Raw genomic sequence first — 12,510 nt, forward strand, 5'->3', positions numbered from 1 at the left:
GGCGGCCGCCTGCCAGCACGGGGAAGGGCGCGGTGCACAAGCGCAGGGCCACTCGTGGCCGGCGTCCTCCCTCATGCTTTACCTGTATTTATTAGGTGTTCATGCTCATAATTCGCCAATAAACTGTCAAGCTAAAATTGCCGGGGCGCGCTCCGGGCTTATACCTAGCACCGCCAGCGCCGCCCCCATCGAAAGGAGTCTCCCGCATGCCACGCAAACCAGCCGAGAGCGGGCACACCGCCGCCGCCGTGGCCGATGTCCCTGCCGTTGCCGGTAAGGCAAGGCCGGCCACCGCGATGTCGCGCGCGGCCGGGGCCAATATCGTGTCGTCCTCGCACCTGGTGTCGGTGCGCAGCCCCGAGCTGTCCGAGTTCGAGTTCGGGCTGAACACCGCCTACAACGCCTACAGCCGCTGGGTGGTGCGCTGCATGGGCGCGGCGGGCGTGCGCGACCTGACTTTCCTGGACGTGCTGGTGCTGCATCACGTGAACCATCGCGGCCGGCCCAAGCGGCTGGCCGATATCTGCTTCGTGCTGAACGTGGAAGACACGCACCTGGTGACCTACGCATTGAAGAAGCTGCAGGGGCTGGGGCTGGTGAGCGGAGAGCGGGTCGGCAAGGAGGCCACTTATTCGACCACCCCGGCCGGCACCGAGGCCTGCGCGCGCTACCGCGAGATCCGCGAACAATGCCTGACCAGCAACTTCACCGAGGGCAGCGAAGAGAATGCGGAGATCGGCGAGCTCGCCCGATTGATGCGTGTGCTGACCGGCCTGTACGAGCAGGCCGCGCGCTCGGCGACGTCACTCTGAGCCTTTCATTTGGTAAAAGTGACGCATAAGCATTATCAGGATAGGCCGTAACACGGCCCCGCCGTGATGTCGCAGTGCAAAATCCGGGTGCCGGCAAGGTACAATAGCGGTTTCCCGCCTGTCGGCACCCCATGCAGCGGTGCCGGCTAAGCAGCAGCCCCTACCTCACCGCCTCCCGACCGCTACGATCATGGCGCATTTCTCATGCTTCCCCGGCGCTTTGGCGCTTTCCGCCTTCCGTCAGCAACGCCTGCTCACCGCCCTGCGGCAGATCGACGCCGATATTGAATCGGTGCATGGCCAGTTCCTGCACTTTGTTGACGCACAGACGCCGCTGTCGGCCGAAGAGCAGTCCCGCGTGGCGGCGCTGCTGACCTACGGTGCGCCATTCGCCGAGCCGTCCGACGGCGACCGCTTCGTGGTGATCCCGCGCTTCGGCACGATCTCGCCGTGGGCCAGCAAGGCTACCGACATCGCCCATAACTGCGGCCTCACGCATATCCACCGCATCGAGCGCGGTATCGAAATCACGGTCATCTGCAAGAAGGGCCTGCTGCGCGGCCGCAAGACGCTGGACGCGGACACCCGCGCCGTCGTCGCCGCGCACCTGTTCGACCGCATGACCGAAACCGTGGTCGCCTCGCGTGACGATGCCGCCGGCCTGTTCCAGGAGCTGCCGGCCAAGCCGCTGCGCTTTATCGACATCTCGGGCGGGCGCAGCGCGCTGGCCGCGGCCAATGTCGAGATGGGCCTGGCGCTGTCCGAGGACGAGATCGACTACCTGGTCGAGGCCTACGGCAAGCTGGAGCGCAACCCGACCGACGTCGAGCTGATGATGTTCGCGCAGGCCAACAGCGAGCACTGCCGCCACAAGATCTTCAACGCCACCTGGACCATCGACGGCGTGCAGCAGGACAAGTCGCTGTTCGCGATGATCCGCAATACGCACCAGCTCAATCCGCAGGGCTCGATCGTGGCCTACTCGGACAACTCGGCGGTGATGGAAGGCGACGTGGCCGAACGCTGGTTCCCGCGCGGCGACGACCACAAGTACGGCCGCCACGAGGCGCTGACCCACACGCTGATGAAGGTGGAGACGCACAACCACCCGACCGCGATCTCGCCGTTCCCCGGGGCCTCCACCGGCGCCGGCGGTGAAATCCGCGACGAGGGCGCGACCGGCCGCGGCGCCAAGCCCAAGGCCGGCCTGACCGGCTTCACGGTGTCCAACCTGATGCTGCCCGAGGCGGTCGAATCCTGGGAAAACGACCGCGACGCCGCCCAGCCGGTGGCGCACCGCAACCCCGACCACAAGCCCGGCGTGACCGGCAAGCCGGACCGCATCGCCTCGCCGCTGCAGATCATGATCGACGGCCCGCTCGGCGGCGCCGCCTTCAACAATGAATTCGGCCGCGCCAACCTGGGCGGCTACTTCCGCGTCTACGAGCAGAACGTGGGCGGCACCGTGCGCGGCTACCACAAGCCGATCATGATCGCGGGCGGCATCGGCAATATCGATGCCGGGCACACGCACAAAAACCCGCTGCCGGCCGGCACGCTGCTGATCCAGCTGGGCGGCCCGGGCATGCGCATCGGCATGGGCGGCGGCGCCGCCAGCTCGATGGCGACCGGCACCAATACCGCCGACCTGGACTTCGATTCGGTCCAGCGCGGCAACCCCGAGATGGAGCGCCGCGCGCAGGAAGTGATCAACGCCTGCTGGCAGCTTGGCGACGCGAATCCGATCCTGTCGATCCACGACGTCGGCGCGGGCGGCATCTCCAACGCTTTCCCGGAACTGGTGGACGGCGCCGACCGCGGCGCGCGCTTCGACCTGCGCCAGGTGCATCTGGAAGAGTCCGGCCTGTCGCCGGCCGAGATCTGGTGCAACGAGTCGCAGGAGCGCTATGTGCTGGCGATCGCGCCGGACAGCTTCCCGCAGTTCCAGGCCATGTGCCAGCGCGAGCGCTCGCCGTTCGCCGTGGTCGGCATCGCCACCGAAGAAAAGCAGCTGCAACTGGTCGATGCCAGCGTCGATGCCGCGCTCAAAGAGCACTACGCCGTCGACATGCCGATGGACGTGCTGCTGGGCAAGCCGCCGCGCATGCACCGCGACGTCAAGCGCGTGGAAGAGGCATTGCCGGCCGTGGACGTGACCGGCATCAGCCTGGAGCAGGGCGTGCGCGACGTGCTGCGCCATCCGACCGTGGCCAACAAGTCGTTCCTGATCAGCATTGGCGACCGCACCGTGGGCGGCATGAACGCGCGCGACCAGATGGTCGGCCCGTGGCAGGTGCCGGTGGCCGACGTGGCCGTGACCACGCTCGACTACCAGGGCAAGGCCGGCGAGGCCATGACCATGGGCGAGCGTACGCCGCTGGCCGTGATCAACGCGCCGGCCTCCGGCCGCATGGCGATCGGCGAGGCGCTGACCAACCTGGCGGCGGCGCCGGTCAAGGACCTGGGCAAGGTCAAGCTGTCGGCCAACTGGATGGCGGCCTGCGGCGTGGAAGGCGAAGACGCGAAGCTGTATGACACCGTGCACGCCGTCGGCATGGAACTGTGCCCGGCGCTTGGCATCAGCATCCCGGTCGGCAAGGATTCGCTGTCGATGCGCACCAAGTGGCAGGACGACGGCGTCAACAAGGAAGTGGTCGCGCCGGTATCGCTGATCATCTCGGCCTTTGCCGCGGTGGACGACGTCAACCGCACGCTGACGCCGCAACTGCGCACCGACGCCGGCGACACCGTGCTGATCGCCGTCGACCTGGGCCGCGGCAAGAACCGCATGGCCGGCAGCATCCTGGCGCAGGTCATGCAGCAGGTGGGCGACAGCGCGCCCGACGTCGACAACGCCGAAGACCTGAAGAACTTCTTCAACGTGATCCAGCGCCTGAACCGCGAAGGCAAGCTGCTGGCCTACCACGACCGTTCCGACGGCGGCTTCATGGCTGCACTGGCGGAAATGGCCTTTGCCGGCCACTGCGGCATCTCGCTCAACGTCGACATGCTGGCGCTGGATCCGCAGCAAGAACAGGACTACGGCGACGCCAAGAACTGGGCGCAGCAGATCGCCGAGCGCCGCAACGACCAGACCCTGCGCGCGCTGTTCTCGGAAGAGCTGGGCGCGGTGGTGCAGGTGCGAATGGAAGACCGCGACACGGTCTTCGCCGTGCTGCGCGAAGCCGGCCTGTCGGCCTGCAGCCATGTGGTGGGCAAGCCCAACGCGACCGACCAGATCGAGGTCTACCGCGATGCCAAGAAGGTCTTCGGCGCCTCGCGCACGGACCTGCAGCGCAACTGGAGCGAAGTCAGCTGGCGCATCGCGCGCCTGCGCGACAACCCGGCCTGCGCCGACAGCGAATACGACCGCCTGCTCGACGCCGCCGACCCCGGCATCAGCCCGGTGCTGACCTTCGATGCGGCCGAAGACATCGCCGCGCCGTTCATCGCCACCGGCGCCCGTCCGCGCGTGGCCATCCTGCGCGAGCAGGGCGTCAACTCGCAGATCGAGATGGCGTACAGCATGGACCGCGCCGGCTTCGACACGCACGACGTGCATATGAGCGACCTGATCGCCGGCCGCGCCAACCTGGCCGACTTCAGCGGCTTTGTCGCCTGCGGCGGCTTCAGCTACGGCGACGTGCTGGGCGCGGGCGAGGGCTGGGCCAAGACCATCCTGTTCAACGGGCGGATGGCCGAGCAGTTCGCGGCCTTCTTCAATCGCCAGGACACTTTCGCGCTGGGCGTTTGCAACGGCTGCCAGATGATGAGCAACCTGGCCCCGATCATCCCGGGGGCGGGTGCGTGGCCGAAGTTCACGCGCAACCAGTCAGAGCAGTACGAGGCGCGCTACGTGACCGTGGAAGTGCAGTCCTCGCCGTCGATCTTCTTCGCCGGCATGGAAGGCAGCCGCATTCCTATCGTGGTTGCCCACGGCGAAGGGTTTGCCGACTTCTCGCAGCAGGGCAATATCGACCAGGCCCATGTGGCGCTGCGCTTTGTCGACAACTACGGTGCGGTCACGCAGGCCTATCCGCTCAACCCGAACGGCTCGCCCGACGGCATCACTTCGGTGACGACCGTGGATGGCCGCTTCACCGTGCTGATGCCGCACCCGGAACGCGTGTTCCGTGCCGCGACCATGAGCTGGGCGCCGGATGCGTGGAAGCAGGTTGCCGACGGCGGCAGCCCGTGGATGCGGATGTTCCGCAATGCGCGGAAGTGGGTGGGTTAAACATCAGCCCAGGGCCTGCGCCCTTCGTCCCAACCAAGAGCCACCGGCAGCGCCGGTGGCTTTTTAGTTTTGCGGCGATGCAAGCAGCCAAAGCCCCGATGGCGACGGCCATTTTGCTACGCATCTTGGAATCTTCCGCATTTCCTGCCGCTTTCGCACTGTTACTCTCGCGCTGACTCACGATCGGATGCAGGGCTGGTTCCCTTGCATCCGGGTCGGCTCGAACACGGAACGGTGGATTCCGAGATCCCATGAATCAGAAGGCGCAGTCGTTACCGGCACCCGATGCCGACTATATGTTCACCCCAGTCCCGCCAGACGCACGCAGGCCGACCTGGAAACAGGTGGCGGTATGGCTGGGGTTTGGCTACGTTGCCACGGGCCTGTTCATCGGTGGCACGCTGGCCGGGCCGGCGGGCGGCGCGGGTGTTTCCTTCCCCATGGCCCTGCTGGCCATCGCCATCGCCATCGGCATGGGCATCCTGTTCGTGCTGACCGGGCTGCTGGGCATCATCGCGCAACGCACCGGCCTGAGCCTGGCGCTGTTGTGCCGCTATGCCTACGGTGCCAGGGGCATGAACCTGCCGATGCTGGCGATGGGGCTGCTGGCGCTTGCCGAGGACATTTTCGAGAGCCTGATTGCCTACGATATCCGGCACATCTTTGTGCCGAACGGGCACGACGGCAATATTGCGCCGCTCGAGATCGCCCAGCGCAAGGTCAAGCAGCGCCACCCGGAGGTGGTGTCCGCCTTCCTGCCTGCCTGGTGGTCGGTGATCGGCAGCCGGCTTGGCGACGGCTTCTTCGCTGAGTGGAATGGACTGGGTCACGGCGGCGAAGGTGAAACCTCGATCACCATGGCGGTGCGTCCGGACCTGTGCGACCTCGGCAAAGCCATGCGGCAGATGCCGGTAGACAGCATTCGCATCGGCGAGCGCGTACAGATCATGTGGGATATCGCCGAGGTTTCCGCGACCGGCGCCACCGGTGACCCGACCTGGGCCAGCGCGGAAAAGGGCAGCAAGATGCTGGACGCGCTGGTCGGACTGGTTGCCGGCAGTATCAGGCAGCTCGATGAAACGGGGTGGCGCTACGACCTGCGCCAGTAAGGGCAGGGTTCAGCCGGCAAGCGGAGGGAGCAGGCGTGAACTCCATGACGCATACGCGTAGGTCAGCATGCGCCCCGATTCAAAACCCGGAGGCGGCCTGATCTCGCCGCGAGCCTCCTTGTACGCCACCACGGCGTGCAGGACCTTCTCGGGCGCGTAACGGTCACGCAGGGGCAGGTAGGGGTGGAGCTGGCGCCAGCCGGGGGCGGCGCCGTCCAGGGTCGCCCAGGCCAGTGCGCAATAGCACATGCCCCGGGACGACAGATGCCAGAGTTGCCAGTAACGGCCAGTCGACTCCACGCGCTGCATCCTTGAATCTTGCAGGGCCGGCGGGGGGTGACCGGACCGTGCCTTACTGGATCTTGGCCTTGTCCTTGAGTGACTTCATCATGGCCTGGAACTGCTCGCGCTGCCAGTTCTGGTCCCCCATCAGCATCTGTGTCAGCTGCGGCTTGACCTCTTCGAACGACGGGATCTTGGCGTCGCGCACGTCGACCAGTTCGATGATATGCCAGCCGAACTGGGTCTTGACCGGCGTATCGGTCAGCTGGCCCTTCTTCAGGGCGGTCATGGCTGCCGAGAACTCAGGCACGTAGCTGCTGCTGTTGGCCCAGTCCAGGTCGCCGCCGTTGGCGGCCGAGCCCGGGTCCTTGGACGAGGCCTTGGCCATGTCCTCGAACTTGGCGCCGCCCTTGATCTTGGCGATGATCGCCTTGGCGTCGGCTTCCTTTTCCACCAGGATATGGCGGGCATGGTATTCCTTGCCGTTGCCGAACTGCGACTTGATCTTGTCGTACTGCTTGCGCAACTCGGCGTCGCTGGCGCCGTGGGTCTTCACGTAGTCTTCGAACACTGCGCCGGCCAGCACGTTCAGGCGGGCCTGTTCCAGTTGTTCCTGCACGTCGTCGCGCTGGGTCAGGCCGCGCTTGTTGGCTTCCTGAGAGAGCAGTTCGCGGTCGATCAGCATGTTGCGCGCGCGCGAGCGCAGCTCCGGGTTGTCGGGCTGGCCGGTGCCGGCGATCAACTTGTCCAGCTTTGCCGACGGAATGGCCTTGCCATTCACGACGGCGGCATTCTGGGCGATGGCCGGCAGGCTGCCGGCAGCAAGCACAGCCGCCAGGCTGAACGAGAGGACGGTGGTCTTCATGGAATCAGGTCTGAGAGTTGCTGGAGGAATCGCGTGGTGCGCGGGATTGGTACTCTTGGTCGGTGAACGCAGTCACGGCAAGTGCGTGGATCTGCGCGGGGAACAGACCGCGCAGCGCATCATACACCATGCGGTGTCGCGCAACCCGGCTGTGACCCGTAAAGCGCTCGCTGACGATTGTCACGTCGTAATGTCCGCCGCCGGATGCGGCGCCGGCATGTCCGGCGTGCAGTGCGCTGTCGTCGCGCACGGCCAGGTGGCTGGGGGCGAGCGCTTCGCGCAGCATCGCCTCGATAGTGGCGGGATCGGCTGCCATCAATGTTCCTTCGGTTCGGGGTGCGGGGGCGGGCCGTCAGTCCTGGCTGTTCTCGGGCATGTGGCGCGACAGCCAGACACTCTGGGCGACGATGAACACCAGCATCAGCCCCATGCTGCCGAACAGCTTGAAGTTGACCCAGGTTTCGGTCGAGAACTGGTAGGCCACGTACAGGTTCAGCACGCCCATGGCGGCAAAGAAGCCGGCCCAGGCGGCGTTCAGCCGCGCCCACACCGGGTCGGGCAGGGTCACCTGTTTTTCCATCATGGCGCGGATCAGGTTCTTGCGCCAGCCGATCACCGAGCCCAGCAGCGCCACCGCGAACATCCAGTAGAGCACGGTCGGCTTCCACTTGATGAAGGTTTCGTTGTGCAGCACCAGCGTGGCACCGCCGAACACCGCGATGATCAGCAGGCTGACCCACTGCATCGGCTCGACTTTGCGGTGGCGGAACCAGACCCAGCCGATCTGCAGCACCGTGGCGCCAATGGCCACGGCGGTGGCGGTGTAGATGTCAGCCAGCTTGAAAGCGGCAAAAAACAGGATGACCGGGAACAGGTCGAACAGGAATTTCATGCGGTACCAGGTTGGGTCCGGCGTGCTTGCCGGAGCATTCAGCGCTGCGGGTCGCGCCGGGGTTTGTCACCGCTGCCGGCGGCGTGGGCATCATCCGCCGCACGCTGTGCCGGGTCGCGATCATCGAATTTTAGCGCAGCCGAGTTGATGCAATAGCGCAGGCCGGTCGGGGCCGGGCCATCTTCGAAGACATGGCCGAGATGGCTGCCGCATTCCTTGCAGCGTACCTCCACCCGCGTCATGCCGTGGCTGTGGTCGACGTGCTCGGCAATCACCTCGCCGTTGATGGCGCGGAAATAGCTGGGCCAGCCGCAGCCGGCATCGAACTTGGTGGCGGATTCGAACAGCGGCGTGCCGCAGCCCACGCAGTGGTAGATGCCGTTGTCCCAGTGGTCCCAGTAGCGGCCGGTGAACGGGCGCTCGGTGGCGGCCTCGCGGGTCACGCGGTATTCGATGTCGGAGAGTTGTTCACGCCACTCGGCGTCGGTCTTGGTGGTGGTCATGGTTTTATCCTCGCAGGGCTTCCTCGGATGGGTTCCTCAGTTAAGGCGTTGGTCGTGCGAACTGCGCGAACCTTACACCGGCTGGCGCCGGCGTGCAGAGCGCGGATCACATGGCGTCACGACGAGCAACTGACCTCCAGGTCGGACGCCCAGTCCGGCGGCAGCGCCGCGTAATGCTCTGCCTCCGGCTGTACGTCAAAGGGGCGCGACAGCACCGCCAGCAGCCGGTCCACTTCGCTGAAGTCCTTCTCGCACGCGTGCCGGATCGCGGTTTCGGCCAGGTGGTTGCGCAGCACGTATTTGGGGTTGACCGCCAGCATTTCCAGTTCGCGCGCGGCATCGTGCGACTGCTCGGCGCGCAGGCGCGCGCGATAGTCGGCCACCCACGTGTCAAAGGCGGCGCGATCCAGGAACAGGTCGCGCACCGGCGCGTCGCGCGAGGCATCGGTGGATGAAATGCCGCACAGCTTGCGCCAGAACAGCGTGTAGTCCACGCGCTGGCCGTGCAGCAGCTGGAACAGGCTGGTCAGCAGTGGCTCATCGCTCTTGTCGTCGCCGCCGGCGGGCGGGCGCAGGCCCAGCTTGGCGCGGTAGTGGCGGAAGAACGCCGCGGCATAGCGGTCGCGGAACGGGTCCAGCGCCGCGCGCGCGGCTTCCACGGCAGCGTCGCGCGCGCCTTGCTTGTCGGCATCTTCTGGTGCCAGCCACAGCGGCAGCAGCGCCTGCGCCAGGCAGTGCAGGTTCCAGAATGCCACTTGCGGCTGCTGGCTGTAGGCGTAGCGGCCCTGCGTGTCGGAGTGGTTGCAGATATGGTTGGCGTCGAATGCATCGAGGAAGCCGAACGGGCCGTAGTCGATGGTCAGGCCCAGGATCGACATATTGTCGGTATTCATCACGCCATGGCAGAAGCCCACCGCCTGCCAGTGCGCGATCAGGTCGGCGGTGCGCAGCGAGACCTCGCGCAGCAGCGCCTGGTAGGGCTGGGCGTGGTCGCGGCACGCGGGCATGAAATTGTCGATGACGAAATCCGCCAGCTTGCGCAGCGCGGCCACGTCGTCGTGCGCGGCGAAATGTTCGAAGTGCCCGAAGCGGATAAAGGTCGGCGACAGCCTTGTCACCACCGCGGCGGTCTCGATGGTCTCGCGGCGCACCGGCGCGTCCGAGCCCATGATCGACAGTGCGCGCGTGGTCGGCACGCCCAGTGCGGCCATGGCTTCGGAGCAGAGGTACTCACGGATCGATGAGCGCAGCACGGCGCGGCCATCGGCCATGCGCGAGTAGGGTGTCAGGCCCGCGCCCTTGAGCTGGATTTCCCACGGGCCGGTGGCGGTCTCGGCCTGCGCCAGGCGGATGGCACGGCCATCGCCGAGCTGGCCGGCCCACACCCCGAACTGGTGCCCGGAATACACACTGGCGAGGGGGTCGGCCCAGTCCGGCACCTGGTTGCCGACAAAGGTCTCGATAAAGTCCTCGCGGCTGCCGATGTTGGCGTCCCAGCCGAGCAGCGCCGCCGCGGCCGGCGCCACCCCCACCAGGTAGGGTGAGGGCAGCGGCGTGGGACGCAGGCGTGTAAAGAACTGCATGCCGAGTTCGGCGAAGCCGGGCGCGGTGCGAAAGGGCACGGACAGCGTGGCCGGCGTGGCTGCGTCGGAGGGCTGCGGAGCTTGTGACTGGGGCGTGTCTGGCATCGCGTAGGGGCGCCTCGGGGCGCAAGGGGCGGTGCGAATTCCGTGCGTTCGTCGATGTGCAGCGAACCGCGTAAAAGGCGGTGCAGCGCGGCATGCCGAGCGCACGAAAATGCGATGGTGGCTAGGGAAAACGACATGTTGAGGTGCAACATGCCACGCAGTATTGTACGTCCTCAACGGCACTCGACCGCTCGACCGAGTTAATGCCGCCATGCACCGCACGGTTATTTTCCTCCTTCAGTGCGCACATGAATCCGGTGCATGGGCTTTTCGCAGAATTGCGGCCCCGAATTCAATGGCAATACCGGCGGTAATCCCGACGGCAATACGCAACGACAGTACGGCAGTGCACAACGAGGTCGGCCGGACGCCGATTTGGTGCATGGAAACGACCGCCAAAAAATAGTACGGTTGTTCGTTTTCAGGCGAATTACACAAGACATTCAGGAGGCAGGTTCATGGCATTGATGGGTCAAATGATGAGCGCGCCGCTGCTCATTTCCTCCATCATCAAACACGCCGCGCGTTACTACGGCAGCACCGAGATCGTCTCGCGGCGCACGGAGGGCGACCTGCATCGCTATACGTACCGCGATTGCGAACTGCGCGCCCGCAAGCTGGCGCAGGCGCTCGGCGCACTGGGCGTGAAGCAGGGCGAGCGCGTCGGCACGCTGGCCTGGAACGGCTACCGCCACCTGGAGATTTACTACGGCGTGTCAGGCATGGGCGCCGTCTGCCATACCATCAACCCGCGCCTGTTCCCCGAGCAGATTGCCTATATCGTCAACCACGCGGAAGACGGCTATATCTTCTTCGACCTGACCTTCCTGCCGCTGGTGGAAGGCGTTGCGTCGCATTGCCCCAACGTCAAGGGCTGGGTGGCGATGACCGACCGCGCGCATATGCCGGCTGAATCCAAGGTGCCGCTCCTGTGCTACGAGGAACTGGTCGACGCGCAGGACGGCAACTACGAATGGCCGCAGTTCGACGAGAACCAGGCGTCGAGCCTGTGCTATACGTCGGGCACCACCGGAAATCCCAAGGGCGCGCTGTATTCGCACCGCTCGACGGTGCTGCACTCGTACGCATCGGCCATGCCGGACGCGCTGGGCTGTTCCGCCAGCGACGTGATCCTGCCCGTGGTGCCGATGTTCCACGTCAATGCCTGGGGCCTGCCGTACTCGGTGCCGCTGGTCGGCGCCAAGCTGGTGCTGCCCGGTGCCAAGCTGGACGGGGCCTCGATCTATGAGCTGTTCGAGCAAGAGAAGGTGACCTTCTCCGCCGGCGTGCCGACGGTGTGGCTCGGCCTGCTCCAGCACGTGCAATCGAACAAGCTCAAGTTCTCCACCTTCCACCGCACCGTGATCGGCGGCTCGGCCGCGCCGCCGGCGATGATCCGCGCGCTCGAGGCGCTGGGCATCGAGGTGATCCACGCCTGGGGCATGACCGAGATGTCGCCGCTGGGCACGTCGTGCAAGCTGCTGGCCAAGCACCAGGACCTGTCCGACGCCGAGCGCCACAAGATCCAGGAAAAACAGGGCCGCGTGATCTTCGGCGTCGACATGAAGATCGTCGATGGCGACGGCAACGAGCTGCCGTGGGACGGCAAGGCCTTCGGCGACCTGATGGTGCGCGGGCCGTGGATCATCGACCGCTACTTCCGTAACGATGCCAACCCGCTGGCCGACGGCTGGTTCCCGACCGGCGACGTCGCCACCATCGACGCCGATGGCTTCATGCAGATCACCGACCGCAGCAAGGACGTGATCAAGTCCGGCGGCGAATGGATCTCGTCGATCGATATCGAGAACGTCGCCGCCGCGCACCCCGCGGTGCATATGGCGGCCTGCATCTCGGCCTACCACCCCAAGTGGGATGAACGCCCGCTGCTGGTGGTGGTGAAGAAGCCCGGCGCCGAAGTCACCCGCGAAGAACTGCTGCAGTTCTTCGAGGGCAAGGTCGCCAAGTGGTGGATCCCGGACGACGTGGCCTTTGTCACCGAGATCCCGCTGACCGCCACGGGCAAGATGCAGAAGCTCAAGCTGCGCGAGCAGTTCAAGGACTACAAGCTGCCGACCGCCTGACGCCGGCACGCGCTTTCCGGTACGCCATGCCTGCTTGC

The 12,510-nt window shown here is 65.9% G+C and carries 10 protein-coding genes; 4 read left to right on the forward strand and 6 right to left on the reverse strand.

What is annotated here, in order from left to right; genetic code table 11:
* Positions 1-206 precede the first annotated feature (206 nt).
* The 3 genes from RS901_RS13645 (at position 207) to RS901_RS13655 (ending at position 6,158) form a co-directional block, all read left to right on the forward strand.
* Positions 207-812 carry a winged helix DNA-binding protein gene (locus RS901_RS13645; RefSeq protein WP_316149292.1) on the forward strand — a complete coding sequence of 202 codons (606 nt, stop codon included), beginning with the start codon at positions 207-209 and terminating at the stop codon, positions 810-812.
* 190 nt (positions 813-1,002) lie between these two features.
* Positions 1,003-5,049 carry a phosphoribosylformylglycinamidine synthase gene (gene purL / locus RS901_RS13650; RefSeq protein WP_316149293.1) on the forward strand — a complete coding sequence of 1,349 codons (4,047 nt, stop codon included), beginning with the start codon at positions 1,003-1,005 and terminating at the stop codon, positions 5,047-5,049.
* Between the two features lie 251 nt (positions 5,050-5,300).
* Entirely contained in the window at positions 5,301-6,158 is an 858-nt protein-coding gene (locus tag RS901_RS13655) for a creatininase family protein (RefSeq protein WP_316149295.1), read from the forward strand.
* 9 nt (positions 6,159-6,167) lie between these two features.
* Here RS901_RS13655 and RS901_RS13660 read toward each other — a convergent pair whose 3' ends face one another.
* The 6 genes from RS901_RS13660 to RS901_RS13685 all read right to left on the reverse strand — a co-directional run bounded on the left by RS901_RS13660 (position 6,168) and on the right by RS901_RS13685 (position 10,388).
* Positions 6,168-6,467 (reverse strand): hypothetical protein, encoded by a 300-nt coding sequence (locus tag RS901_RS13660; protein WP_316149298.1) that lies wholly within the window; start codon positions 6,465-6,467, stop codon positions 6,168-6,170.
* Between the two features lie 43 nt (positions 6,468-6,510).
* A complete protein-coding gene (locus RS901_RS13665) occupies positions 6,511-7,305 on the reverse strand; it encodes a peptidylprolyl isomerase (RefSeq protein WP_316149300.1) in 795 nt (264 codons plus the stop codon).
* Between the two features lie 4 nt (positions 7,306-7,309).
* Entirely contained in the window at positions 7,310-7,621 is a 312-nt protein-coding gene (locus RS901_RS13670) for a BolA family protein (RefSeq protein WP_114134678.1), read from the reverse strand.
* A gap of 36 nt (positions 7,622-7,657) precedes the next feature.
* A complete protein-coding gene (locus RS901_RS13675; protein ID WP_018315370.1) occupies positions 7,658-8,197 on the reverse strand; it encodes a septation protein A in 540 nt (179 codons plus the stop codon).
* A 38-nt stretch (positions 8,198-8,235) separates the two neighbouring features.
* Positions 8,236-8,700, reverse strand: a complete 465-nt coding sequence (gene msrB, locus RS901_RS13680) for a peptide-methionine (R)-S-oxide reductase MsrB (RefSeq protein ID WP_013956525.1) — start codon at positions 8,698-8,700, stop codon at positions 8,236-8,238.
* A gap of 116 nt (positions 8,701-8,816) precedes the next feature.
* The gene (locus RS901_RS13685; RefSeq protein WP_316149303.1) at positions 8,817-10,388 is read right to left on the reverse strand and encodes a protein adenylyltransferase SelO; all 1,572 of its coding nucleotides are present in this window, start codon (positions 10,386-10,388) and stop codon (positions 8,817-8,819) included.
* Positions 10,389-10,846: 458 nt separating this feature from the next.
* Here RS901_RS13685 and RS901_RS13690 point away from each other — a divergent pair, with 458 nt between their 5' ends.
* Positions 10,847-12,472, forward strand: a complete 1,626-nt coding sequence (locus tag RS901_RS13690; RefSeq protein WP_316149304.1) for a 3-(methylthio)propionyl-CoA ligase — start codon at positions 10,847-10,849, stop codon at positions 12,470-12,472.
* Positions 12,473-12,510: the final 38 nt, after the last annotated feature.

The sequence above is a fragment of the Cupriavidus sp. BIC8F genome (genome assembly GCF_032465815.1).
In the GTDB taxonomy this organism is placed as follows: Bacteria; Pseudomonadota; Gammaproteobacteria; order Burkholderiales; family Burkholderiaceae; genus Cupriavidus; species Cupriavidus necator.

What these genes read in the sequence shown, in the direction of transcription:
- RS901_RS13645 (WP_316149292.1), top strand. Translation starts at nt 207, where the DNA reads ATGCCACGCAAACCAGCCGAGAGCGGGCACACCGCCGCCGCCGTGGCC.
- purL (WP_316149293.1), top strand. Translation starts at nt 1,003, where the DNA reads ATGGCGCATTTCTCATGCTTCCCCGGCGCTTTGGCGCTTTCCGCCTTC.
- RS901_RS13655 (WP_316149295.1), top strand. Translation starts at nt 5,301, where the DNA reads ATGAATCAGAAGGCGCAGTCGTTACCGGCACCCGATGCCGACTATATG.
- RS901_RS13660 (WP_316149298.1), bottom strand. Translation starts at nt 6,467, where the DNA reads ATGCAGCGCGTGGAGTCGACTGGCCGTTACTGGCAACTCTGGCATCTG.
- RS901_RS13665 (WP_316149300.1), bottom strand. Translation starts at nt 7,305, where the DNA reads ATGAAGACCACCGTCCTCTCGTTCAGCCTGGCGGCTGTGCTTGCTGCC.
- RS901_RS13670 (WP_114134678.1), bottom strand. Translation starts at nt 7,621, where the DNA reads ATGGCAGCCGATCCCGCCACTATCGAGGCGATGCTGCGCGAAGCGCTC.
- RS901_RS13675 (WP_018315370.1), bottom strand. Translation starts at nt 8,197, where the DNA reads ATGAAATTCCTGTTCGACCTGTTCCCGGTCATCCTGTTTTTTGCCGCT.
- msrB (WP_013956525.1), bottom strand. Translation starts at nt 8,700, where the DNA reads ATGACCACCACCAAGACCGACGCCGAGTGGCGTGAACAACTCTCCGAC.
- RS901_RS13685 (WP_316149303.1), bottom strand. Translation starts at nt 10,388, where the DNA reads ATGCCAGACACGCCCCAGTCACAAGCTCCGCAGCCCTCCGACGCAGCC.
- RS901_RS13690 (WP_316149304.1), top strand. Translation starts at nt 10,847, where the DNA reads ATGGCATTGATGGGTCAAATGATGAGCGCGCCGCTGCTCATTTCCTCC.